The following is a 22,953-nucleotide window of genomic DNA, read 5'->3' on the forward strand; positions in this document are numbered from 1 at the left end:
GCGCGTCGGAGGGCCCGGCACGCTCTCCAGCGGTTGACCCACACCACGGGCCGTCCCCGCCCGGACAGCCCCGCCGGCCCAGCCGAACGACATGCCCCCTGGGTGGTCCCGTCCGGAACCGGATGGTCAACTGGCCTCGCGGCAGGCGCCCTTGACCGATTCGTGCGGGCAAGCGGCCCGCGTGGTCGCCACCGCTACGGGTACGCAGTCGGCATGAGACACCTCCGCGGACTCGATGCACGGCCCTTCGCGTGCATCGCCTCGGCCCACCCCATGCTGCCGTGGCTCACCGGTGCGGCCGTCATGGGCCTGTCCGGTAACCGTGGCGCACGCCGAGCCGCGCTGCGCGGCGCTGGCTCACTGGCCCTGGCCTCCGCTGCCGTCGGCATCGCCGCCAAGTCGGCCTCCAGCCACCGATTTCTGCCTCGGCCCGCCACCCGGGCGTTGCCGTCCGGGCATGCGGCCGCCGTCGCGGCTTTCGCAACCGCCGTCACGTTGGAGTCGCCCTGGCTGGGCGCCGCGCTCATCCCCCTTGCCACGGCAGCCGCCGTCTTTCGCGCCCGCACCGGCACGCGTTCGCCCGGTGATGTTCTCGCCGGCGCCGTTCTCGGGGTCAGCGTCGCGACGGCGACTTGCCGTTGGTGGCCGCTGCACGTGGACGAGCCCGCCGACGCAGCCCGGCCGAACGTCCGTGTCCCCGCGCTTCCCGCAGGCCGAGGGCTGATCGCGGTCGTCAACAGCGACGCGGGCGGCGACACCCCGGCTGAGGCCGAACTGCGGATCCTCTTGCCGATGGCGGACATACGGCTCTGTGAGAGTGGCGTCGACCTGCACCTGGTGCTCGACCAAGCCGCCAAGGACGTGGTCGCCCGGGGTGGCGCGCTCGGCGTCGTCGGCGGCGACGGGACGGTCAACGCGGCAGCCGTCCGGGCCACCGAGAGCGGACTGCCACTGGCCGTGTTCCCCGCCGGCACCCTCAACCACTTCGCCGCCGACCTTGGCCTTGCGACCCTGAAGTCCACTGCCGACGCCGTGGAGGCGGGTTGCGGCGGAGCCGTCGACCTCGGCCGGGTCACCTCCGCAGACGGTGCCAGCACGTACTTCCTCAACACCTTCAGTATCGGCGTCTACCCCGAACTCGTCCGGGCCCGGGAAGCCCGCGAGAGGCGCCTGGGCAAGTGGCCCGCCCTGTGCATCGGCCTGCTCCGCGTCCTCGCCGGCGGCACCCCCAGCCAGGTCACCGTCGACGGGCGGCACCGGCGGCTGTGGCTGCTCTTCGTCGGCAACAGCCGCTACGACCCGCCCGGCTTCGCGCCCTCCTACCGCCGCAGCCTCAACGACGGACTCCTCGACATCCGCACCGTCGACGGCATCCACCCCTTCGCCCGCACTCGGCTCGTCACCGCCTTCCTCACCGGAACCCTCGCCCGCTCCCGCGTCTACCAGGCCACCATGGTCACCCGGCTGCGGATCGACGGAATGGGCGAGGAAGAGGACTACACCCGCGACGGCGAAGTAAGCCCGGGCGCCGACACACTCCACCTCGACAAGGCGACACGTGTGCTCACCGTCTACCTGCCGCCACCGCAGTGACGCCGTTGGCGGGGTGGCGCTCTTCGAGCGTTCTGCCTGCTCAACGGCTTCGGGGTCAGGGAAGGGGCAGGCCGGTGTTTGAGTTCCAAGAGATGGGCTACACAACGGAGGCGTCCGACGGCCGTCCTGGACGAAGGCACCGGAGGGTTGAGCTCACAGCTCCCGGTGCCGTCCGCTGGGAACGCATGCCGTCACCGCCGGTCCGCCAGATGGAGGCGCCGCAACTCCCGCCGTAGCTGTTCCGGGAGCGCGTCGTCCTTCGTCGTGGCGACCGGAGCGGCGGCCACGTCCCGGAGCTTGACGTTGCAGTGCTGCGATACGTCCACCAGCAGGTCCCAGGCCCGCTCACTGGAACATGGTGCCAGGGCCATCACCATGCCGCGCGCCTGGTCGATCACCGCACGGCTCGCCAGCGCGCGGCCCAACTGCTCGTTCCTGGCGCGAGCAAGAGGACCATGGCGCTCTGCCTCCTCGGTGGAGGGGCCACTCTCGGCGGCGGGTGAGTTGCGGCTCGCCCCTGGTGCCTTCAGCAGCGCCTTGTCGCGGGCGGACTTGGCGTACGCCGACCCGACGGTCGCACCGTCCGGCGAAAGAAATCCAGGCGGCGCCCGTGGGCGGGGCGGGACCCGTACCGACGTCAATGAGGGGTCATATGTGCTGCCCGTAGTACTTGCCGAGCTGCTCAAGGTAGCGGGGGTCGCCGGTGTGCTTGTCCTTGTCGAACTCGGGTGCGTCCTTGATCTCGTCCTTGGTGCGGTCGACATAAACTTTTTCCTCGGCGGTGTCGATGCGCGTGATGGTCCCGGCCGGGAGAAGCACGTGCTTGCCGAAGATCCAAGCACCGGTGTCGACGACGAGGTGGGCGGCGCCGACATCGTCGGAGTGCTTGTCGATCTTGCCGATGCTGCCATCGGTCGCCTCGACCTTGAAACCGATCAGATCGGTTCCCGTCTGATATCCCAACGCCGGGTGGTTAGCCCTAAATGCTTTCACTCACAACAGAATCCCTTCCTTTGCGTGACGCGAAGAGAAGACTGCACTGATTCGTCTGTGAATCCATTTCTGAAACCGGGCGAGGGGAAGTTGAGAGGGCAACGGCTTCTGGTGACGACGGGGACGGACGTGCGAGAGGTGCTGCCTTGGCTCTACTTCTTGCCCGTGCGACAGAAACCGGTCGCAGATGGCCTCCAGCAGGTCCCGGACGGGGCTGGAGACCATCTGCCATTAAGTGGCCGTGCCTCAATCAGGGGGCTACTGGTTCCGCCCGCCGCCAGTGCCCTTCGACCTGCTCTCACCAGGCTGGCCCTGCTGCTTGGTCTGCTCCTGCAGGCGCCGGGCCTGCTCCTGAAGCTTCTGACGCTCCTGCGGGTCGGTCGTGCGCTCCGCAGCTTCGGTCAGCTTCTGGGCCTTCTCGCGCATCTGCTGTGCTCGGTTGCCGGATTCGCCTGCGGCGCTCATAGTCACTCCTTGGACTGTCGGGAAGAGCGGGCCCCATCAGCCAATCAGCACCCGATCACCCCCGCATCCTGAACCGTCACCGTGCGCAATCACCGCAGGCCCGCCGCTCCAGGAGACGGTCGTGGAAAGGTCGCATGACGTGCGTCTTCTGTTCGCGTGCGCCCGGGATGGGTAAACCGACCAAGACGCCGGGCCCGCTGAGGGCAGCTCACGCGGTGATCACCTTGCGGGTTCATCATGCGTCGCCCCGGAAGCGGTCGGTACGGTCGCCGCCCCGGCGGCCGGGCGCACCCGGTCATCGACAGTCCCTCGGGGACAACACTGAACCAAAGAGCGCACGAAAAAGCCCACCGGGAGAGCGCGAAGCGGGCAACTCACACCCCAGTAGCGAGAATCCGGTCATGTGCGCCTCGACGAGGGGCCCGCAGTGATCGGCTGGACGGGTCGAGAGAGCCGGGCCGGGGTCGGGTGCTGAGTAGGCGGTCGAAGAAGCACCGGTATTGACGCAGGGCCAGGCGCTCGCCCTACACCTGGAGCGTCGTCGACGAAACAGACCTAATGTGGAAATTCGGACGGCAGGTTCCTCTCCTCGGAAGGGACGACCGGCTATGACCGATACCGGACAGCAGAACCGGCCCGAGAACTCCGGCGCCGAGTTCACGGGGGACAACCTCAGGAAGAACGTCGGCGCGAAGCGCGGCGGCGAGCCCGGCACCCGGGGCCGGACCACCATCGCCGACGGTGTAGTCGAGAAGATCGCCGGAACGGCAGCCCGTGATGTGGTCGGTGTCCACGCGATGGGCAGCGGAATCTCCCGGGCCTTCGGCGCCGCGCGGGAACGCGTACCCGGCACCACCAAGTCCGTCTCGCGCGGGGTCAAGGTCGAAGTCGGCGAGACACAGACGGCCATCGATCTGGCGATCGTTGTCGACTACGGCGTCTCCATCACGGATGTGGCGGGCGCCGTGCGGGAGAGTGTGATCTCCGCCGTCGAGTGGATGACGGGCCTGGAAGTCGTCGAAGTCAACGTGGCGGTCAGCGACGTGAAGCTTCCCGACGAGGAGGACGAAGAGGAAGAGCCGTCACGGCTGCGGTAGCCGACCGGCGGTACAAGAAGGAGGGCACGATGAGCATGGCCGTGGTGGGCTTGGTTGCCGGGATGGCGCTCGCCTTCGCCGGGTACTTCGGCGGCTTCGGGGCTTTTCTCCTGGTGGCGGCGCTGGGCGCCGGCGGATTCGTCGCCGGGCGGTTCCTGGACGGTGACCTGAAGCTCGGCGGCTTCTCCCGAACCCGCGAGCGCGTCGACCGGCGACGGTGACCAGTGACAGAGACAGAGGCCGCCGCCAACGCGGTGCCGGCAGGCGGCCGCGGTGCGACCAGTGTCGCCGATCGGGTCGTCGCGAAGATCGCCTCCCAGGCGGCTCGCGAGGCACTGCGCGGATTCAGCGAGTCCGCCCATCTCGTCCCTCCCGGCCGTTCGAAGCCGCACGCGACGGTATCGGTGCGGCCCGCACCTGAACGCGAAAGAGCTTCGCGAGGCGCTGCCGACACGGGCGCCGCCGAGCGGAGGACCGTGCTCGGTCAGGCGCGGGTGCACATCGCGGTGGAGCTGGGCTACCCGTCCGACATCGGCGCGCAGTGCGGTGCGGTCCGCCGCGCAGTCGCCGCGAAAGTCAGCGGCTTGGCAGGCATGGACGTGCAGCAGGTCGCGCTGTCCGTCGAGTGGCTGCATTCGGTGCACACGCGCGGCATAGGCCGGGAAAGGACGAGTTGAGCGGGCAGGAGCCGGAGCCCGCCACCCAGCGTGTGCCGACCAGCAAAACCGAGCAGGCCACTACGGCAGGCACGACCGGATAGGACGCAGCACGTCCAGCAACCGCGACTTGCCGCACCCTTCCGCAGGTCCCAGCACCGCCAGGCGGGGGCATGTCCCGGCATCAGCGCCGTTGTCTCCGAGCCCGTGTGGCTTGGCCTCCCCGGCCTGGTGCGGTCACTTTCGCAGTCACGCCCTCAAGCGCGGGCCGCGGCAGAGTCATCGGCCCGGCGCCCTGGTTCGCCCCGGTGCCGGTTCAGCCGGAGGTCGCCGGACGAACCACCACCGAGGCAGTCAAGCACTGCTGGGTCAGGCGAGCGGACGCTGATAGTAGGAGCTCAAACGCTGGTGATAGTCCGGGTCTCCCAGATGCTTATCCGGGTCGAACTCAGGCGCACCCTTGATCTCTTCCTTCGTCCGGGACACGTAGACCTTCTGCTCAGGTACCTCCACGCGCTTGATGGTGCCGGCAGGCAGCAGTACCTGCTTGCCGAAGATCCATCCACCGGTGTCCACCACAACATACGCTGAGCCAGCTTCGTCGGAATGCTTGTCGATTTTCCCGATGCTGCCGTCAGTGGCTTCCACCGTGAAACCGATCAGGTTGATTCCCGCATTGTGGCCGGCGGTCGGATCGTAACCCCATACGTCGCTCACGAAATATTCCTCCTCGAAAATCTCCAAGAAAACGCGGCAGGCTTCTATTCGCCGAACTGACGTCGGCTGGGTCCCCCCATCGGACTTAGCCAAACATTCGGGCCGGTCTCCCGCAGATCGGCAGATGTCCGAAGAGGGCGCGCACACGGAGACGGTTTGCCATCAAAAGAGTTGGGATACTCGACGGAGCGTCCCATGGCCAAGCGCGGACAAGTGCACCGGGGGGTTGAGCTCACAGCCCCGGTGCCGTCCGCTGGGCGCGCGTGCCGTCATCTCCGGTCTGCCGCGTGAAGGCGCCGCAGCCCCCGGCGCAGCTCCCGCTGTATCGGTTCCGGGAGCGTCTTGTCCCTCGTCGTGGCGACCAGGGCTGCAGCCACGTTCCGGAGTTTGACGTTGCAGTGCTGCGATACGTCCACCAGCAGGTCCCAGGCCCGCTCGCTGGAACACGGTGCCAGGGCCATCACCATGCCGCGGGCCTGGTCGATCACCGCTCGGCTCGCCAGCGCCTGCTCCAACTGCTTGTTCTTGGCGCGTAGTTCGACGACCTCGGCCAGCAAAGCCGCATCCCTCGCCGAAACCACAGCCGTCAACAGAGGCTGTTCTTCATGGGGCGTGGTCAGCTGGTGCATGGTGCGTACCTCACAACGCAGTCATCGTGCCCATGGGCGTTCAGCGGCGCGCCAGCTGCCTCTCCCCGGCTGCACCGGGCTGAGGCGTTCAGCGGCGCGCCAGCTGCCTCTCCCCGGCTGCACCGGGCTGGTAGGGCAGGCCGTAGTGTTTGAAGATCGCTTCCTCCTGCCCGGCGGGCAGCACGTCGTCGGTGCCGATCGAGGGAGCTTGCTTCACCAGCGTTCTGACATAGCCGACCTTGAGATAGCCCGGCCCGGCGATCGCGTCCTCGATGGGGACGAAGAGCAGACGGTGCCGGGTGGGCAGTCCGGTCCGCACCGTGGCCATGGCCGGTTCATCGGTGGTGGTGTCCACATAGACCGCTTCGAGCACACCGATCTTGTGGCCCTCGGTGTCGACGACGTCGCGGTTGCGCCATTCGCGGACGTCGGCTGCGTGAATCATGACCTTCCCTTTCCGGACGGCTCATCCGCCGGTGGTGAGTCGCACCCCCGGTCTTCCGCGTAGAGCCGCCGCAGTGCGCGCCGAAGCGCCCGCTGCATCCGCCACGAAAGCGGCTCCCCCTCCCAGGCGGCGACCAGAGCCGCAGCCACCTCCGGAAGTTTGGTGTTGCACTGCCGCGAGATGTCCATCAGCAGGTTCCTGGCCGGCCCCCGGCGGCAGGGGGCCAGGATCATCACCATGCCGCAGGCCTGGTCGACGACCGCACGGGCGGCCAGCGACCGCCGCAGCTGATCGATCTCAGCGCGCAGCGCCACGACATCCTGACCCGCCGAGTTCTCTACCGAGGCCTCGGCTCGCAGATCCCACCAATCCTCTGGGAGCATGGTTGTGCGATGCATGGCATCTACCTCTCCACGATTTCCACGCATCCGGCGTGGCTGAAGCCGCCCCGGAACCTCTGGATGTCAGGCAACTTCACAGGTCACCCGCGGCGTTCGCGGTCCCGCCGGTCCTCGCCCCTCCAGCGCGCCCGGTGCTGACGGCTGTAGCGACGGTCCCAGCGGTCCTGACGATCCCGGCGGTTCTCGTAGTCCCGGTACTCCCCGAGATCGGACCCGTCACCACGGATCCAGCCCCCGCCACCACCGCGGCCATACCGGGTGGCGCCGAAGACCAGCACGGCCGCGGCCACCCACCAGAGGGGATTGAGGAAGCCGAGGCCGAACAAGACCACGATCAGGACGAGAAGCAGAACGAACACGGCGGGCCTCCCCGGGAGCGGAACCAGGCATCACTGCCGGGGACTGGGGCCTGTGCGAACAGCGTAACCCTGCCCAGAGGTTGCGGATAGCGCCCCATGTAACGGTCTTCTACCTGGTGCAGATGGCCACTTGCCGTCTGTTCAGGGAGTGCGGCGAGGGCTACCGTGCACGGTACGGCCCGAGCCCCCGGCAGCGTCGATCACCTCTCGCGCTCCTTCGAGGGCGCACCTCGCGCATCGGTGCCGGAACCTGCCCCGCCACCAACGGGCCGCTCCCGCACTCGCCGTCGCTACGCGATCCTGACGCAGCCTCGATGCGCCCCAAGCGGGCACCGTCCATCTGCTGCCCGCCGCGCCGCACACATTTCACGACAGGCGACACACATGTACGCGCTGATCGTTCCGGCTTCGACGCCCTTCGTCCTGCTCGCCACCGTGCTGGCCCTGTCCTGGTGGGAGGACCGCATCCTGCCGGCGCCGCCGGCCGAGCCGGTCGACGCTCCCGCCGAGGCTCCGTTTGCCCCAGCGGCCCCTGCCCAGCTCGCAGAACTCCCCCGTGCCGACACTACGTTGACAAGGGAAGTTGCCAGGCGTTGACTGACAGCACGGCGTAGGGCTATGCCGCTCCGGATCACTCGGGGCGACGCATTCCACCTTCCCGCTTCGCCCAGACCCCGCGGAACACAGGAAATCCCCGCGATCTGGAGGCCCGGCGATGATCCTATGGATTCTTCTCTTTCTGCTGATCCTGGTGGTGTTCGGGTTCGGCTTCACCATGCAGGCCCTTTGGTGGGTCGCCGCCGTCCTGCTGGTCGTCTGGCTCGTCGGCTTCGCGATGCGCGGACGCGGCGGGGGCAGGCGTGGCGGTGGCGGCCGCCGGTACGGGCGCAGTCGCGGGTAGTCCACACCAGGCGCTCTCCCGCCCGCGGGAATGGCGGCTTGTACGGCAATCACGCGCGGGAGCCCATCCAGCGAATGAGCAGAGGACAACCATGAGCGTCGGACAGACGATCAAGCACAAGACCCAGGCATTCAAGGGCCGGGTCACCGAACGCATCGGCCGGACCACCCGCAACAGGCGACTGCAGCGCGAAGGCAGGACCGACCAGATCTCCGGAAACCTGAAGCAGTCCGGCGACAAGGCCAAGGACGCCTTCAGGCACTGACCACAAACGCCCCGGGTGGTGCCCACGTCGCGTGGACACCACCCGGCAGGCCAACGCGGAGTCAGCCGACAGGAATTGATGGGGACGGTAATGAAGCCAAACAACCTACGAGCCGAGAGCCAGAGAAGGCCGCCATGCTCACCATCGTGATCATCGCCGTGATCGTCATCGCGGCGGTCACCGTCCTCATCGTCGGACGTGGACGCATCCGCGACGGCGGCGGGCGCGGGCTCAAGCACCGCTTCGGACCCGAGTACGACCGTGCCGTCGCCGACCACAACGGCGACACCAAGGCTGCCGAGCAGGAACTCGGCGAGCGCGTCAAGCAACACGGCTCCCTCGTGGAGCAGCCGTTGTCGCCCGAGGCCCGCGCGCAATACAGGGCTCAGTGGGCCGACATCCAGGAACAGTTCGTCGACTCGCCACAGAAGGCCGTCACCGCGGCCGACGCACTCCTTGCAGGCCTGGCGAGGGACCGCGGCTTCCCCGACGGCGAACAGTTCGAGGAGCAACTCGCTGCTCTTTCTGTCCACCACGCCGCCCATGTCCACGGCTACCGCAGCGTGCACGCAGCGGCACACGGCCAGGGCGACACCGAGGACATGCGGGAGGCCATGATCGAGGCCCGAAGCCTCTTCGAGACGTTGGTCACCGAACAAGCCGGCGACTTCGACCGGCACCGCCCGCCGTCCCCCGACGGCAACGGCCACGCCCCGTGGGCCCTGACCCGACGCCACGCGAAGGGAAGCAGCACCTGATGTCGCACAACGCCGAACACGCACGGCACCCCCAGCCCGGAGGCACGGATCCGATGGAGCGCGCCCCTCAGGCACCCCGCACCGAACCCGCTCACGCACTGCGTGAGCCCGGCACCAGCCCCGACAGCCCTGATAGCAAGTTAGGCCAGGACCTGGTCTCACAGGGCGACCGGGACAAGCTCACCCTGCGCCTCCAACAGGCCCTGACCGCCTTCGTCGACAGCCCACGCCAGGCGGTGGAAGAGGCCGACACCGTCCTCGACGAGGTCGCCATCCAGTTCACCAACACCCTCACAGAACGGCGCCGCGTCCTGCGCGCAAGCTGGCAGGACCAGGAAACAGATACGCAGACCGAGGAACTACGGCTCGCGCTCCGGCAATACCGGGAGATCACCGAACGGCTGCTGCACATGTCAGCGCCTGCCAGCCGGTGACAACGTCCTCCCCGCAGGAAACACAGCCGCCGCAGGAAGCCGGTACGTGGACCACACCGGCGGAATGCGACGGCTGTGTTCTGAAACACTCGCTGTACTGGCTACGTACTGCATGTTCAGCAACGGGCTCCGCACCTCCTCGGGCATCGAGCACGGCTCCGTCGGCGGCTTCACCAACGACTTCACCGTCTGCTCCCTCGCGGAGGCGGCGAGCGCGGCGGGGTCCCTGGGGCTCGTCCCGCGCGGCGAGCCGCAGCCGACTGGCGGCCGCATGCGCGCCTATATGTGCACTGGCACGACGTGCAGTCAGACGCGATTCGGCCATTGTGCGCCGGACGGGCGCGAAAATCGTACGCCTTGCTTCCGAGGTCCTTCCGCGTGCGCCGGGCGGGATCACCCGGTTCCTCACCCTCCCGGATGCACTCGCCGGGAGCCGACCGCCCCCGCAGCCCTCCCCCCTGCACCAGGCCGCGCACCGGCTCCCTCCCGACCATGCCTGCTCTCCCGGGCGGTGTGCTGTGACAGCCCCGCCCGGGCCGAGCCGACCGCGGAAACGCGCAGACCACCGCCCGCCCGCCACGCGCACGACGCCCCTGAGCCTGCGCCGGCTCAACCGCTGGCAGGCCGAGGAACTGCGGGAGGACCTGGCGGACCTGTACGTGGAGTCCTGCCCGACATCCAACCGCTGGATGCACGACCCACCGACACACAACCGCCGGATGCGCGACCGCCCGACGAGGAGCCCTGATGCTCACGCCCCACACACAGAGGTGCGCACGATGAAGGAACAGTTGACGGCCCGGACGTTTGTCGAGCTGGCGGACAATCTCGTCGCCGACTTCGACCTCATGGACTTCCTGCGCCTGCTCACCGACCGCTGCGTCGACCTGCTCGACGCGAGCGCGGCGGGCGTCCTGCTCGCCGACCGTGACGGCGTGCTGCGCGTCATGGCCGCCTCCGACGAACGGGTGCGCCTCCTGGAACTCTTCCAGCTCCAGAACCACGAAGGCCCCTGCCTGGACTGCTTCCACACCGGAATCGCGGTCTCCGTCCATGACCTGCGCGACGAGGCCGCCCGCTGGCCCCTGTTCACCGCCCAGGCCCAGCGCAGCGGCTTCACCGCCGTACAGGCGCTGCCCATGCGGCTGCGCGACGAGGTCGTCGGCGCCCTCAACCTCTTCCACACCACCCCGGCGCCCATCAGTCCGGCAACCACGCCCTTCGCCCAGGCCCTCGCCGACGTCGCCACCATCAGCCTGCTGCAACAACGCACCACCGAGCGCAGCACGCTCCTCAACGACCAGTTGCAGACAGCCCTCACCAGCCGCGTCCTGATCGAACAGGCAAAGGGAAAACTCGCCGAACGCCGCCACACGGACATGGAACAGGCCTTCACCACCCTCAGGGCCTACGCCCGCTCCCACAACCGCCGCCTCTCGGACGTCGCCCGCGCCTTCATCGACGAAACCGAACACCTCCCCGACCTCAGCTCCCGAACTTCCTGAGCAGCGGTCTTCAAGAAGGGTTCGTCATGCCACTCCGCCCCCCTCCCGAGACCTCCCTGTACACGCTCGACACCCCCGACGACCTCGACCGCCTCGACGAGGAGGAACTGAGCGCGCTGGACGCCCACTGGCGGGCGGCGAACTACCTGGCCGTCGGGCAGATCTACCTCATGTCCAACCCCCTGCTGACCGAGCCCCTGGCACCTGAGCACGTCAAACCGCGACTGCTGGGGCACTGGGGCACCTCACCGGGACTGAACCTGGTCAACACCCACCTCAACAGGGTCGTGAAAGCCAGGGGCTTGGACGCGATCTGTGTCTGGGGGCCCGGTCACGGCGGGCCCGCCGTGGTGGCGAACTCCTGGCTGGAGGGCAGCTACACCGAGACGTACCCGGACATCACGCGGGACGCGGCCGGCATGGCTCGCCTCTTCCGGCAGTTCTCCTTCCCGGGCGGCATCCCCAGTCATGTCGCACCCGAGACCCCTGGATCGATCCACGAGGGGGGCGAGCTGGGCTACTCCCTCTCGCATGCCTACGGGGCCGCGTTCGACAACCCGGGGCTCCTGGTGGCCTGCGTGATCGGCGACGGTGAGGCCGAGACGGGCCCGCTGGCCGCCTCATGGCACTCCGACAAGTTCCTCGACCCGGTACGGGACGGTGCCGTCCTGCCGATCCTGCACCTCAACGGCTACAAGATCGCCAACCCGACGGTCCTGGCCCGGATACCGGAGCCCGAACTCGACTCCCTGCTCAGGGGATACGGCCACGAGCCCCTCCATGTCACCGGCGACGACCCGCACGCCGTCCACCAGGCGATGGCTCGCGCCATGGACGAGGCCCTGGACCGTATCGCCGCCTTCCAGCACGCCGCCCGCACGGAGGGCACTGCCGAACGCCCGCGCTGGCCGGTGATCGTACTGCGCGCGCCCAAGGGCTGGACCGGACCCGCCGAGGTCGACGGGCTCCCGGTGGAGGGCACCTGGCGAGCGCACCAGGTGCCGCTGCCTGCCGTACGCGAAAACCCGGACCACCTGCGGCAGTTGGAGCGATGGCTGCGCTCCTACCGGCCCGAGGAACTCTTCGATGAGCACGGACGCCCCCGGGAACAGGTCCTGGCCTGCGTCCCCGACGGCGCACACCGCCTGGGCGCCAACCCGCACACCAACGGTGGCCTGCTGCTGCGCGACCTGCCCCTCCCGCCCATGGAGCGGTTCGCCGTCCCGGTCGACAAGCCCGGCGCGACAGCGCATGAGCCGACCCGTGTCCTCGGCGACCTGCTGGCGCAGGTGATGGCCGACACGGGCGAGCGGCGCGACTTCCGGCTGGTCGGCCCGGACGAGACGGCCTCCAACCGCCTCCAGGCCGTCTACGAGGCGAGCGGCAAGGCGTGGGAGGCCCAGGTCCTGCCCACGGACGAACACCTGGAGCGCGGCGGCCGGGTGCTGGAGATCCTCTCCGAACACACCTGCCAGGGCTGGCTGGAGGGCTATCTCCTCACCGGGCGGCATGGCCTGTTCTCCTGCTACGAGGCTTTCGTCCACATCGTCGATTCGATGGCGAACCAGCACATCAAGTGGCTGCGAGTCGCCCGCCGGCTCCCCTGGCGCCGCCCGATCGCCTCCCTCAACTACCTGCTCACCTCGCACGTGTGGCGCCAGGACAACAACGGCTTCTCGCACCAGGACCCCGGTTTCGTCGACCACGTACTCAACAAGTCGCCGGAGGTCGTGCGGGTCTACTACCCCCCGGACGCCAACACCCTGCTCTCCGTGGCGGATCACGTACTGCGCAGCCGCGACTACGTCAACGTCGTCGTCGCGGGCAAGCAGCCCTGCTTCGACTGGCTCGACCTCGACGCCGCCCGCGCGCACTGCGCCCGCGGCGCCGGGATCTGGGCCTGGGCCGGCACCGAGTCCGACCCCGGCGAGCCCGATGTGGTGCTCGCCTGCGCGGGCGACGTACCTACCCTCGAAGTGCTGGCCGCGGCCTTGCTGCTCCGCCACCATCTGCCCGAACTCGCGGTACGGGTGGTCAACGTCGTCGACATCGCCCGGCTGCTGCCCGCGGAGGAACACCCGCACGGCATGCCCGACAGCGAGTACGACGCACTGTTCACCCCCGACAAGCCCGTCGTCTTCGCGTACCACGGCTATCCGTGGCTGATCCACCGGCTCGCCTACCGCCGCGCCAACCACCCGCACCTGCACGTGCGCGGCTACAAGGAGGAGGGCACCACCACGACCCCGTTCGACATGGTCGTACGCAACGACCTCGACCGGTACCGGCTGGTCATGGACGTCATCGACCGGGTGCCCGGTCTCGCAGTCCGCGCGGCGGCGCTGCGGCAGCGAATGGTCGACGTCCGTTACCGCCATCACGACTGGATCCGCACCCATGGGGCGGACCTGCCCGAGGTCGCCGAATGGACCTGGAGTCAGTGACCACCCGTGTGGCAGAGCTGCGGGTGGGGGACGCCGCCACCGAAGACGCGAAGGCCGTACAGGCCGCGCTCGCGAGCAGTCCCGAGGGCCTGTCGGGGGGGGCGAGACGGGTGAGGCGGCCGAGCGGCTCGCGGCCGTCAGGCCGAACGCCGTACGCACACACCACGTCCGCGTCCTGGCGGTCCTCGGGCGGCAACTGCGCAGCGCCCTGCTGATCCTGCTGGCGGTGACGGCCGGGGTCTCGTACTTCTTCGGCGAGCGGACCGGCGCGGTCATCATCGCGGGGATTCTGGTGCTGAGCGTGGCGCTGGGTTTCGTCAACGAGTACCGGGCGGAGAAGGCGGCACAGGCCCTGCACTCGCGGGTGCGGCACACGGCCGTCGTGGTCCGGGACGGCGCGGCCGCCGAGGTCGATGTGACCGAGCTGGTGCCGGGTGATGTCGTACGTCTGACGCTGGGGCAGGTGGTGCCCGCTGACCTGCGCCTGCTGGAGTGCACCGCGTTCGCCTGCGACGAGAGCGTCCTCACCGGGGAGTCCGCCCCGGCCGACAAGGACCCGGAGCCGGTCGCCGCGGGGGCGGCACTGGCCGAGCTGACCTCCTGCGCGCTGATGGGGACGGTGGTGCACGGGGGCAGCGCGACCGGAGTGGTCGTCGCCACCGGGGGCCGTGCCGAGTTCGGGCGGATCGCGCTGGGTCTGGGTGAACGGCAGCCGGAGACCGACTTCCAGGCGGGGCTGCGCCGCTTCTCCATGCTGCTCCTCAAGGTCGCCGCCGCCCTCACCACGGGAATCTTCGTCATCAACCTCCTGCTCCACCGGCCGCTGCTCGACGCCCTGCTCTTCTCACTGGCCATCGCGGTGGGCATCACCCCGCAGCTGCTGCCCGCCGTGGTGAGCACGAGCCTGGCCACCGGTTCACGGCAGCTGGCGCGGCGCAAGGTTCTCGTCAAACGGCTGGTGTGCATCGAGGACCTGGGCGACATGGACGTCCTGGTCACCGACAAGACCGGCACCCTCACCGAGGGCCGCATCCGTTTCGAGGCGGCCCTCGACCCGGCCGGCGCACTCTCCGACACGGTGCTGAAGCTGGGCCTGCTGGCCACCGAGGGCGACCTCGACCAGGTGGGCGGGAACGCGCTGGACGTCGCGCTGTGGCAGGCCACGGGCACACCCCCGGCCGGACACCACCGGCTCACGCTGCTGCCCTTCGACCACGACCGGCAGCTGGGCTCCGCGCTCGTCGAGCGTCCGGACGGCAGCCGCCTACTTGTCGCCAAAGGCGCGCCCGAGGCGGTCCTGGCCCGCTGCGGTGCCATACCGGAGGAGGCCGCGGCGGTGCTCCAGGAGCACTTCGCGGCGAGCAGCCGGGTGGTCGCCGTGGCCACCAGGGACGCGGACGGGCAGACGTCCCTCACCGCCGCCGACGAGTACCGGCTACGTCTGGCCGGCTTCCTGGTCTTCCTCGACCCGCCCAAGACCGGTGCGGCCGCCTCACTGAAACGCCTGGCCGACCTCGGCATCACCGTCAAGATCTGTACGGGCGACAACGCGCTGGTCGCGCAGAAGGTCTGCGCCGACCTCGGCCTGCCGCCCGGCCGGGCCCTGACCGGTCGGGACATCGAGGAGCTGGACGACGACCAGCTGACCAGGGTGGCCGAGACCACCACCGTCTTCGCCCGCGTCTCGCCCCAGGACAAGGCACGAGTAGTACGGGCGCTGCGGCGCCGGGGCCGGGACATCGGGTTCCTGGGCGACGGCGTGAACGACGCGCTGGCCCTGCACGCCGCCGACGTGGGGCTGTCCGTGGACACCGCGACCGACGTGGCCAAGGACGCGGCCGACGTCCTGCTCCTGGAGAAGGACCTCGGCGTACTCGCCGACGGGGTCGCCGAGGGCCGCCGGACCTTCGCCAACACCATCAAGTACGTCCTGATGGGCACCTCCAGCAACTTCGGCAACATGTTCAGCGCGGCCGGAGCCTCCCTCGTGCTGTCCTTCCTGCCGATGCTGCCCTCGCAGATCCTGCTCAACAACCTCCTGTACGACGGCGGTCAGTTGACCATCCCCACCGACCACGTCGACCCGGAGCAACTGCGCGCGCCCTCGCACTGGGACATCGCCTTCATCCGTCGCTTCATGCTCTTCTTCGGGCCCGTCAGCTCCGTCTTCGACTTCCTCACCTTCGCGGTCATGATCGAGATCTTCCACACGGGCGCCTCGCTGTTCCGCTCCGGATGGTTCGTGGAGTCCCTCGCCACGCAGGCGCTGGTCGTCTTCGCGATCCGCACCCGCCGGGTGCCGTTCTACCGCAGCCGGCCCAGCCGCCCCCTGCTGGTCAGCGCCATAGGTGTCGTCGCCGTCGGTGTCGCGCTGCCGATGTCGCCGCTCGCAGGACCGCTCGGTTTCCGGTCCCTGCCACCCGGACTCGTCCTCGCCCTGGCCCTGATGGTCGTGCTCTACCTGGCGCTCATCGAGGGCGCCAAGCACGTCTTCTACACCCACGCCGACGCGCGAGCCGCGCTTCCGCCGGTACGCCACCGCACCAGCCGTCACCGCATCCAACGCCGGGCCGGACGCTTCAGCCACCCCGGACCACTGTGATCCGGTGACACGCTGTCACCAGGGCAATCAGCGGCACCGCACAGCACCGAGACGATCCGCGTCACGGCCGGCGGCCGGGAACGGTCAGCCGCTGAGTGACTCCTCGGGGCCGTTTCCTCTAGGGGCCGTTTCCTTGGCGCCTACCGGCCATCGCCAGGACGCATTCTTCAGGCACCCCGCGGTGAACGCCCAGCAGGCCGGTGTTCTCCGGCCCCCTCGCGAATACTTCCCGGTCCCCGCGCCCTGCCAGCGTCCCGAATTCACCGTTCCGATCATCGGACCGGCCGCTTGCGGTGGCTCACACCAACAGCGGACCGATACATCCACGCAGGTCAGGCGTGTGCAGTTGTGTCGGCCTTGCCTGGTCCTTATCGGTTGGTTCTTGTCCTTGTGGTCCCTGCGTGGTCCCTTTCGCTCCCTGAGAGACCTGCCAAAACGGATACCTGCGGATCGACTCCGTCAGCGTCCGGGCGGCAACGGGATCCGGCGTCGGCGAACCTGCGCGGTGCCTTGGCCGGCAAGGCCCCGCCAGGGCACCGGATGCGCAGAGGGCGCACCGTCATTCGATGAGGGCTGCCTCGAAGGAACCCCCGAGGTATCGGTCCCGGCTGTCGCGCCGTTGCAGCTTGCCGGTCGTCGTGAGCGGCAGCGTCCCCGGCTTGAGGAGGACGACATCGTGTACCTGGATGCGGTGTCCCGCATGGACCGCGCGCCTGATCTCCTGCTTGATCTCCTGGATGGCCACTTGATCACCGGTCTCGCCTCCGGCTGCCGTCGTCGTCTCGGCGAGCACGATGAGCCGTTCGTGTACGCCGTCGTCGACCGATACCGCGCAAGTACCGAACTCGCGGACTGCCGGGTGGCTGGCCTCAACGGTGGCCTCGATGTCCTGCGGGTAGTGGTTGGCACCGGCGATGATGATGACATCCTTTGCCCGGCCGGTGATGAACAGCTCCCCGTTCTGCACAAAACCGAGGTCACCAGTACGGAGAAACCGCTCCCCCGGCTGGTCGGGAATGGACCCCATGAAGGTCTCGGCAGTCTCCTTAGGAGCGTTCAGATACCCCGTTGCGACGCTCGGGCCGGATACGAAGATCTCACCCACCTCGTCCTCCCCGCAGGGCTTGCCTGTCTCCAGGTCTACGGTTATGGCCGTGCTCAACGGATGGATCGGGCCGCAGCCGACCAACTCCCGGCTGTCCTGTGCCGACGCGGCTGGGCGCACCTTTCCGGCGGCGAGCGACTCGGAGTCCAGCCGCAGGACTTCCGGGGCCTGGCCGACCGGCACGGCCGTGACCATCACTGTCGCCTCGGCGAGGCCGTACGCGGGGGACAGCGCCTCGCGCCGGAAGCCGGCCTCCGCGAATGCCGCGCTGAAGCGGTCGAGCGTATCGGAGCGGACGGGCTCACCTCCGACCAGCGCCATCTCCCAGCGGCTGAGGTCGAGTTCCCGGCGCTGAGCGTCCGTCACCCGGCGGACGCACAGGTCGTAGGCGAAGTTCGGCGCGCAGCTGTCCGCGCGTCCGAGCCGGGAGATGGCCCGCAGCCACGTGAGCGGACGCTGCACGAAGGTCATCGTCGGCAGCAGGGTGACGTCCCGGCCGGAAAAAAGGGAGTCGAGGACATTGCAGATGAGGCCCATGTTGTGGTGCGGCGGCAGCCACGACACCGACGACGGGCGGGGCAGCCCGGCGTCGTCGGCAGACCGACGCGTGTTGTCGTATATCAACGACAGATTGTGCAGCACATTGCCATGAGTGATCGCGACGCCTTTCGGCACACCGGTCGATCCCGAGGAGTACTGCAGATAGGCGACCATCTCAGCGGCGGCCACCGGTGGGGTCCACTCCTGGGCCAGGTCCAGGCGTACCTCGTCGGTCGCCACCCGGTTGAGTTGGGCGAGCCCGTCGGTGTCGGTGAGGACGTGCTCCGCGGCGGCAAGCGCTGGGCCGGTCGACAGGAACAGCGAGGGCTCGGAACTCGCGGCAATCGACTCCACCCGAGTCCATTTGGCATTGCTCCGCGTCCCGTCGAGCGGAGCCACCGGCACCGGGATCAGACCCGCATAGATGCAGCCCAGGAAGGCGGCGTGGAAATCCAGTCCCGGCGGGTAACTCAGCAGCGCGCGTGCGCGCGCGGTAGGAACCTGCTGTCGTAGCGTCACGGCGACCGCCCGCGCCCGGCGGTCGAGTTCGGCCAGGGTCAGTGATTCTGATTCCTCGACACCGTCGCCCAGGAACACAAAGCTCTTCCGGTCGGGCTCGGCTGCCGCACGAGTGCGGCACAGGTCGATCAGCGTCGGCAGTGCGCCGTGCTCGCCGGTCACCGCCTCGGGCAGTCGGACACCGTGCTCGTGATTGGTTCGCATGTGACCACTCCAAACGGAGGAAGAGTAAGAAGGCGACGGACAGTTCGTGCGCCCCCTGCATGGAGCGACGTTCAGACTGTGGCGAATGCCCGCGCCCGGTACCTGGACCGGCACTGTGCGCGCTGCAACTTGCCGCTGGTGGTGAACGGCAGCGCACCGGCCTTGACCAAGAGGACGTCGTCGGCCCGGAGGCCGTGCCCGGCGAAGATGGCCTCCCGGACGGCTTCTTCGACCTCATCCGCCGCGAGGGTCGCGCGAGCACCTGACGGAGTGTCCGGGACGGGTTCGGTCATGACGCGGTACCGGCTGTTGATCTCAGCCAGGACGACGAGGCGCGTGCGTCCGCCGTCCTCGACGGTGAAGGCGCAGGAGCAGCCCTCCCGTATGGCGGGATGGCTTGCTGCCGCGGTCGCCTCGATGTCGTACGGGTAGTGCTGCATGCCCTCCACGACGATGAGGTCGTCCACACGGCAGGTGACGAAGAGCTGACCGCCGTCCAGAAAGCCCAGGCTGCCGGTGCGCAGGAACCGGCGGCCTTCGTGGCCGCGCACGGTGGCGTTGAACGTACGCGCTGTCTCCTTCGGGGCGTTCCAGTACGCGGCACCGATACTCGGTCCGGAAGCCAGGATCTCCCCTGTCTCGTCCGGGGCGCACGGATCGCCGGTGGCCGGATCCACCACCGCGATGGTCATGGACGGGTGCACCTGGCCCAGGCCGACCAGCCGGCGGACCTCGTCCTCGCGACCGGCTCGCTGCACCTTGCCTTTCGCCAGCGCCACCGCGTCGAACCGGCGGATCACCGGTTCGGGCTCCACCGGCCCGCCGCTGAGCATGACAGTGGACTCGGCGATGCCGTAACTCGGGAAGAACGCCTCGCGGCGGAAGCCGAACGGGGCGAGCATGGCACTGAACTGGTCAATCATCTCTGCACGCACCGGCTCGTCGCCGACCACCGCGATCCGCCAGGCGCTGAGATCGAGGGAACGCAACTGCTCCTCGGAGACGCGCCGCAGGCACAACTCGTACCCGAAACCGGGTGCTGAACTGATGCCCGCCCCGCGGTCCGATATCGCGCGGAGCCAGTTGACCGGATGCTGGGTGAACGCCGAGGGCGGCATCAGTACGGCGTCGTACCCGACGTAGATCGGCTGCAGGACCCCGGTGATCAGTCCCATGTCGTGGAACACGGGCAGCCAGGACACGACAGGCGGCAGCCGGTCGAAGTCGTCCGTGGCCCGGGTACCGTTGGCCAAGATCAGCGAGAGGTTGTGCAGAACGTTGCCATGGGTGAGCTCCACACCCCGGGGCGGACCGGTCGTGCCGGAGGTGTACTGCAGGTACGCGATCGTGTCCGGGCCGATGCCGGGGGCATTCCAGCCGTACGCGTCCGTCTCACTGATCTCGTCGGTCGCCACAGAGGTCGGCCGGCATGGTATGGAGATGTCCTTCAGCAACGCGTCGACACGGTTCAGCCTTGACCCGTTCGACAGCAGCACATCCGGCTGGCAGCTGTTGACGATTGCCCGGAAGCGCGTATACCGGTCGTCGACGCCGACGCGCAGCACCGGAGGAGCCGGCACCGCGATCAGGCCGGCATACAGGCAGCCGAAGAAGGCGGACACGAAGTCCAGGCCGGGCGGGTAACTCAGCACGGCGCGGGCGCCCTGCGGGGCTTGCCTGCTCAGACGCGCCGCGATTGCCCTTGCCCGGGCGTCCAGTTGGGCGAGGGTGAGCGAGTCGGACTCTTCGAGGCCGTTCTCCAGGAAGGCGAACATCCGTCGATCCGGCTCCCTGGACGCGCGATACCTGCAGAGCTCGACCAAGGTCGTCGGCTCCAGTCGGGATTCTGTGACGGCATCCTCTGACATCGTGGTCCTCCTGTTCGACTCGGCCATTGGCCCCTGCCATTTGCCCACTGACCGCCGGGACTTGGTTACGTATCCAGCCATTGCTGTACGTGTGCGTCATGGTGGTTCCACTCGCAGAGATGCTAAGTCGGCAGAGAAATATCGGGTATCCGCCGCGGGATGGTGTCCATCCCCCTACCGGAGGCGAGCTTCGAGTAAGCCGGAAGACGGATGAAAGCCATCCTCCGGTCGCCGTCACGGTTCGGTCCGTCGGCCGTTACGGAAAGCGCCTCGTACTGGCTACCGTCATGACGACGGCCAGTGGACGACGAATGGCCCGTATCCAAGGGAGAACATTTCCCCAGAAGGCTTCAGAAAGGGAACCTTGATGTCCTACGACGCATCTGACGACTACTTCTTGGGTTATCCGAAGCTCCCCGAACTCCCCGAACTCCCCGGTCGCCCGGACGGGGAGGTCCTGGGTACGACCGGCGTTGTGGTCACCGGTTTGGGAATGACCACGCCGCTGGGTGGCAACGTCCACTCCACCTGGGAGGCGCTGCTCGCCGGCGAATCCCCGATCACCGTGCTCGACGAACCGTGGGCTCGCGATCTGCCCGTACGGCTGGCAGGCCGGCTGAGTCAGGAACCGACCGAGGTACTGGACCGGGTCGAGGCCCGACGGATGGACCGCTGCCAGCAGATTGCCATGGTGGCTGCCCGGCAGGCATGGGCCGACGCCGGCGCGCCCGAGGTGGCGCCGGAGCGGCTGGCCGTGGTGATCGGCACCGGCCTCGGCGGCGGGACGACGCTGGTCGACCAGCACGACCTGTCCTTGGCCAAGGGGCCGGGCCGCGTGTCGCCATTCGCGGTGACAATGCTGATGCCCAACGGTTCGGCCGCCGCCGTCAGTCTGGCTCTCGACGCCCGGGCCGGCGCCCACGCGCCGACCAGTGCCTGCGCCTCCGGAGCGGAGGCAATAGCCATGGGGCTCGCCATACTGCGTGCCGGGCGGGCCGATGTCGTTGTCGCCGGCGGCACCGAGGCATGCATCGGCCGGCTGTCCATGGCGGCTTTCGCCCGCATGGGAGCCCTGTCCGGCCGTCATGAGGACCCTCAGAACGCATCGCGGCCGTTCGACAGCGCCCGTGACGGCTTCGTCATGTCCGAGGGCGGCGGCGCCGTCGTGCTGGAGCGAACCCAGTTCGCGAAAGCTCGTGGCGCGCGGATGTATGCCACGCTCGCCGGTACAGGGATGAGCTCCGACGCGCACACCATGACATCTCCGTCAGCGGACGGTCAGATCAGTGCGATCCGCGAGGCCTTGCGCTCCGGCGGCCTCGGCCCGCAGGACATCGTTCACGTCAACGCCCACGCTCCCGGTACTCCCGTCGGTGACCGTATCGAGGCGACGGCATTGCTGGAATCGCTCGGTCCGCATGCTCTTGTGACGGCGACCAAGTCGATCACCGGGCATCTCATAGGCGGGGCCGGCGCGATCGAGGCCATCTTCACGGTCCTGAGCGTCTTCACCGACGTGATTCCCGCGACCAGGAACCTCGACGACAAGGATCCCGAGGTGAAGGTGGAAATCGTCACGGCAACCCAGCGGCGCATCAGGGTCACCGCGGCCATCTCGAACTCCTTCGGTTTCGGCGGTCACAACGTGGTCCTCGCGTTCACCAAGCCCGCCTGACCACGGGCTCGGGACGGACCGGAGGGCAGGGGGCCTGCCGCGGCCTGTATGGCCCGCGGTGGCTGGGGCGGGTGCACGAGACCGCTCCGCTGGGCCATCAGCGCCGCGTGCATCCGGTTCGGCAACTCGAGCTTGGCGAGGATGCGCGAGACGTGGGACTTCACGGTGGCGAGCGTGACATGCAGCTCGTGGGCGATCTCCTGGTTCGACCTGCCCATGGCTATACCGCAGAGAACTTGGGTCTCGCGGCCGCTCAGGCTTGCCAGGGCGACCGCGTGAGACCGCTCATGTGGCGGCGGCAGGATCTCGAACCGATCGATCAGCCGTCGGGTCATCGTGGGGCACAAGAAGGCCGCGCCGTCAGCAACCGCACGGACGGCTGAGATCAGCTCGTCCTGGCTGGCACTCTTGAGCAGAAAACCACGTGCGCCCGCCTTCAGCGACCCGAGCAGATGGCTGTCAAGGGCGTTGCTGGTCAGGACAATTATCCCCGGCGCGACTCCGGGTAGTGCCGTCCCCAAAGGCTGGGCGAGTTTCCGGATGAATTCGCATTCGGCATCCACGAGGACGACCTGCGGTCGCCGCAGCTCGGCCATGCGTAATGCTTCCTCGCCGACCCTCGTATCGGCGACCACCGTGATATCCGGCGCCTCCCCGAGGGCCTGCCGGAATCCGCGGCGCACGAGATCCTCATTGTCGACCAGCATTACTTCCAACGTGCTGAAGTCGTCCATCATTCGCTCCGCCCGTGCGATTCGGAAGTGCCCCCGTTGCCTTC

23 protein-coding genes are annotated in these 22,953 nt (G+C 68.6%); 12 read left to right on the forward strand and 11 right to left on the reverse strand.

Annotated features, from left to right (window positions below; all coding sequences use genetic code 11):
• Nucleotides 1–213 precede the first annotated feature (213 nt).
• On the forward strand, nt 214–1,593 hold the full coding sequence (locus AB5J53_RS07295; protein ID WP_369244791.1) for a diacylglycerol kinase family protein: 1,380 nt from the start codon (nt 214–216) through the stop codon (nt 1,591–1,593).
• A 191-nt stretch (nt 1,594–1,784) separates the two neighbouring features.
• Here AB5J53_RS07295 and AB5J53_RS07300 read toward each other — a convergent pair whose 3' ends face one another.
• The 3 genes from AB5J53_RS07300 to AB5J53_RS07310 all read right to left on the reverse strand — a co-directional run bounded on the left by AB5J53_RS07300 (nt 1,785) and on the right by AB5J53_RS07310 (nt 3,051).
• Nucleotides 1,785–2,234, reverse strand: a complete 450-nt coding sequence (locus AB5J53_RS07300) for an ANTAR domain-containing protein (RefSeq protein ID WP_369244792.1) — start codon at nt 2,232–2,234, stop codon at nt 1,785–1,787.
• A 7-nt stretch (nt 2,235–2,241) separates the two neighbouring features.
• Nucleotides 2,242–2,556 carry a PRC-barrel domain-containing protein gene (locus AB5J53_RS07305; RefSeq protein WP_369244793.1) on the reverse strand — a complete coding sequence of 105 codons (315 nt, stop codon included), beginning with the start codon at nt 2,554–2,556 and terminating at the stop codon, nt 2,242–2,244.
• A gap of 288 nt (nt 2,557–2,844) precedes the next feature.
• The gene (locus AB5J53_RS07310; RefSeq protein WP_369244794.1) at nt 2,845–3,051 is read right to left on the reverse strand and encodes a DUF6381 family protein; all 207 of its coding nucleotides are present in this window, start codon (nt 3,049–3,051) and stop codon (nt 2,845–2,847) included.
• A gap of 608 nt (nt 3,052–3,659) precedes the next feature.
• On the opposite strand from AB5J53_RS07310, the gene AB5J53_RS07315 reads away from it, so the two are divergent.
• Genes AB5J53_RS07315 through AB5J53_RS07325 form a run of 3 tightly spaced genes read left to right on the forward strand, consistent with a single transcriptional unit; the run spans nt 3,660 to nt 4,825 of the window.
• Complete coding sequence (locus AB5J53_RS07315) at nt 3,660–4,148, forward strand: Asp23/Gls24 family envelope stress response protein (RefSeq protein WP_369243679.1); 489 nt, start codon at nt 3,660–3,662, stop codon at nt 4,146–4,148.
• 29 nt (nt 4,149–4,177) lie between these two features.
• Complete coding sequence (locus tag AB5J53_RS07320) at nt 4,178–4,369, forward strand: hypothetical protein (RefSeq protein WP_369243678.1); 192 nt, start codon at nt 4,178–4,180, stop codon at nt 4,367–4,369.
• A 3-nt stretch (nt 4,370–4,372) separates the two neighbouring features.
• Nucleotides 4,373–4,825 carry an Asp23/Gls24 family envelope stress response protein gene (locus AB5J53_RS07325; RefSeq protein ID WP_369244795.1) on the forward strand — a complete coding sequence of 151 codons (453 nt, stop codon included), beginning with the start codon at nt 4,373–4,375 and terminating at the stop codon, nt 4,823–4,825.
• 348 nt (nt 4,826–5,173) lie between these two features.
• Here AB5J53_RS07325 and AB5J53_RS07330 read toward each other — a convergent pair whose 3' ends face one another.
• The 5 genes from AB5J53_RS07330 to AB5J53_RS07350 form a co-directional block, all read right to left on the reverse strand.
• The gene (locus AB5J53_RS07330) at nt 5,174–5,521 is read right to left on the reverse strand and encodes a PRC-barrel domain-containing protein (protein ID WP_369244796.1); all 348 of its coding nucleotides are present in this window, start codon (nt 5,519–5,521) and stop codon (nt 5,174–5,176) included.
• A 269-nt stretch (nt 5,522–5,790) separates the two neighbouring features.
• Nucleotides 5,791–6,150: an ANTAR domain-containing protein gene (locus AB5J53_RS07335; RefSeq protein WP_369243673.1), complete on the reverse strand. Its 360-nt coding sequence runs from the start codon at nt 6,148–6,150 to the stop codon at nt 5,791–5,793.
• 88 nt (nt 6,151–6,238) lie between these two features.
• Complete coding sequence (locus AB5J53_RS07340) at nt 6,239–6,595, reverse strand: PRC-barrel domain-containing protein (RefSeq protein WP_369243672.1); 357 nt, start codon at nt 6,593–6,595, stop codon at nt 6,239–6,241.
• On the reverse strand, nt 6,592–6,993 hold the full coding sequence (locus AB5J53_RS07345; protein ID WP_369243671.1) for an ANTAR domain-containing protein: 402 nt from the start codon (nt 6,991–6,993) through the stop codon (nt 6,592–6,594). The genes AB5J53_RS07340 and AB5J53_RS07345 overlap by 4 nt, the downstream gene beginning before the upstream one ends.
• An 83-nt stretch (nt 6,994–7,076) precedes the next feature.
• Entirely contained in the window at nt 7,077–7,355 is a 279-nt protein-coding gene (locus tag AB5J53_RS07350; protein WP_369243670.1) for a hypothetical protein, read from the reverse strand.
• Nucleotides 7,356–8,073: 718 nt separating this feature from the next.
• Between AB5J53_RS07350 and AB5J53_RS07355 the strand changes: the two genes are divergently transcribed.
• From AB5J53_RS07355 to mgtA, 7 genes are all read left to right on the forward strand, one after another.
• Entirely contained in the window at nt 8,074–8,256 is a 183-nt protein-coding gene (locus AB5J53_RS07355) for a hydrophobic protein (RefSeq protein WP_369251969.1), read from the forward strand.
• Nucleotides 8,257–8,347: 91 nt separating this feature from the next.
• On the forward strand, nt 8,348–8,521 hold the full coding sequence (locus AB5J53_RS07360) for a CsbD family protein (RefSeq protein WP_369243669.1): 174 nt from the start codon (nt 8,348–8,350) through the stop codon (nt 8,519–8,521).
• 134 nt (nt 8,522–8,655) lie between these two features.
• Entirely contained in the window at nt 8,656–9,279 is a 624-nt protein-coding gene (locus tag AB5J53_RS07365; protein ID WP_369244797.1) for a hypothetical protein, read from the forward strand.
• The gene (locus AB5J53_RS07370) at nt 9,279–9,713 is read left to right on the forward strand and encodes a hypothetical protein (RefSeq protein ID WP_369244798.1); all 435 of its coding nucleotides are present in this window, start codon (nt 9,279–9,281) and stop codon (nt 9,711–9,713) included. The genes AB5J53_RS07365 and AB5J53_RS07370 overlap by 1 nt, the downstream gene beginning before the upstream one ends.
• 779 nt (nt 9,714–10,492) lie before the next feature.
• Nucleotides 10,493–11,218, forward strand: a complete 726-nt coding sequence (locus AB5J53_RS07375; RefSeq protein WP_369244799.1) for a GAF and ANTAR domain-containing protein — start codon at nt 10,493–10,495, stop codon at nt 11,216–11,218.
• Nucleotides 11,219–11,244: 26 nt separating this feature from the next.
• Nucleotides 11,245–13,662: a phosphoketolase gene (locus AB5J53_RS07380; RefSeq protein WP_369244800.1), complete on the forward strand. Its 2,418-nt coding sequence runs from the start codon at nt 11,245–11,247 to the stop codon at nt 13,660–13,662.
• On the forward strand, nt 13,616–16,264 hold the full coding sequence (gene mgtA / locus AB5J53_RS07385) for a magnesium-translocating P-type ATPase (RefSeq protein ID WP_369244801.1): 2,649 nt from the start codon (nt 13,616–13,618) through the stop codon (nt 16,262–16,264). The genes AB5J53_RS07380 and mgtA overlap by 47 nt, the downstream gene beginning before the upstream one ends.
• 559 nt (nt 16,265–16,823) lie before the next feature.
• On the opposite strand, the gene AB5J53_RS07390 is transcribed toward mgtA, so the two are convergent.
• Complete coding sequence (locus AB5J53_RS07390) at nt 16,824–18,632, reverse strand: fatty acyl-AMP ligase (protein WP_369244802.1); 1,809 nt, start codon at nt 18,630–18,632, stop codon at nt 16,824–16,826.
• Between the two features lie 71 nt (nt 18,633–18,703).
• Nucleotides 18,704–20,581 carry a fatty acyl-AMP ligase gene (locus AB5J53_RS07395; protein ID WP_369244803.1) on the reverse strand — a complete coding sequence of 626 codons (1,878 nt, stop codon included), beginning with the start codon at nt 20,579–20,581 and terminating at the stop codon, nt 18,704–18,706.
• Between the two features lie 286 nt (nt 20,582–20,867).
• Between AB5J53_RS07395 and AB5J53_RS07400 the strand changes: the two genes are divergently transcribed.
• The gene (locus AB5J53_RS07400) at nt 20,868–22,175 is read left to right on the forward strand and encodes a beta-ketoacyl synthase (RefSeq protein WP_369244804.1); all 1,308 of its coding nucleotides are present in this window, start codon (nt 20,868–20,870) and stop codon (nt 22,173–22,175) included.
• Here the strand turns inward: AB5J53_RS07400 and AB5J53_RS07405 are convergent.
• Nucleotides 22,139–22,909, reverse strand: a complete 771-nt coding sequence (locus AB5J53_RS07405) for a LuxR C-terminal-related transcriptional regulator (protein ID WP_369244805.1) — start codon at nt 22,907–22,909, stop codon at nt 22,139–22,141. The genes AB5J53_RS07400 and AB5J53_RS07405 overlap by 37 nt on opposite strands.
• Between the last annotated feature and the right edge of the window lie 44 nt (nt 22,910–22,953).

This window comes from Streptomyces sp. R41, assembly GCF_041053055.1.
In the GTDB taxonomy this organism is placed as follows: Bacteria; Actinomycetota; Actinomycetes; order Streptomycetales; family Streptomycetaceae; genus Streptomyces.

Coding starts and splice junctions, on each gene's coding strand:
- AB5J53_RS07295 (WP_369244791.1), top strand. CDS start 214: ATGAGACACCTCCGCGGACTCGATGCACGGCCCTTCGCGTGCATCGCC.
- AB5J53_RS07310 (WP_369244794.1), bottom strand. CDS start 3,051: ATGAGCGCCGCAGGCGAATCCGGCAACCGAGCACAGCAGATGCGCGAG.
- AB5J53_RS07315 (WP_369243679.1), top strand. CDS start 3,660: ATGACCGATACCGGACAGCAGAACCGGCCCGAGAACTCCGGCGCCGAG.
- AB5J53_RS07320 (WP_369243678.1), top strand. CDS start 4,178: ATGAGCATGGCCGTGGTGGGCTTGGTTGCCGGGATGGCGCTCGCCTTC.
- AB5J53_RS07335 (WP_369243673.1), bottom strand. CDS start 6,150: ATGCACCAGCTGACCACGCCCCATGAAGAACAGCCTCTGTTGACGGCT.
- AB5J53_RS07340 (WP_369243672.1), bottom strand. CDS start 6,595: ATGATTCACGCAGCCGACGTCCGCGAATGGCGCAACCGCGACGTCGTC.
- AB5J53_RS07345 (WP_369243671.1), bottom strand. CDS start 6,993: ATGCATCGCACAACCATGCTCCCAGAGGATTGGTGGGATCTGCGAGCC.
- AB5J53_RS07360 (WP_369243669.1), top strand. CDS start 8,348: ATGAGCGTCGGACAGACGATCAAGCACAAGACCCAGGCATTCAAGGGC.
- AB5J53_RS07365 (WP_369244797.1), top strand. CDS start 8,656: ATGCTCACCATCGTGATCATCGCCGTGATCGTCATCGCGGCGGTCACC.
- AB5J53_RS07370 (WP_369244798.1), top strand. CDS start 9,279: ATGTCGCACAACGCCGAACACGCACGGCACCCCCAGCCCGGAGGCACG.
- AB5J53_RS07375 (WP_369244799.1), top strand. CDS start 10,493: ATGAAGGAACAGTTGACGGCCCGGACGTTTGTCGAGCTGGCGGACAAT.
- AB5J53_RS07380 (WP_369244800.1), top strand. CDS start 11,245: ATGCCACTCCGCCCCCCTCCCGAGACCTCCCTGTACACGCTCGACACC.
- mgtA (WP_369244801.1), top strand. CDS start 13,616: ATGGGGCGGACCTGCCCGAGGTCGCCGAATGGACCTGGAGTCAGTGAC.
- AB5J53_RS07390 (WP_369244802.1), bottom strand. CDS start 18,632: ATGCGAACCAATCACGAGCACGGTGTCCGACTGCCCGAGGCGGTGACC.
- AB5J53_RS07395 (WP_369244803.1), bottom strand. CDS start 20,581: ATGGCTGGATACGTAACCAAGTCCCGGCGGTCAGTGGGCAAATGGCAG.
- AB5J53_RS07400 (WP_369244804.1), top strand. CDS start 20,868: ATGTCCTACGACGCATCTGACGACTACTTCTTGGGTTATCCGAAGCTC.
- AB5J53_RS07405 (WP_369244805.1), bottom strand. CDS start 22,909: ATGGACGACTTCAGCACGTTGGAAGTAATGCTGGTCGACAATGAGGAT.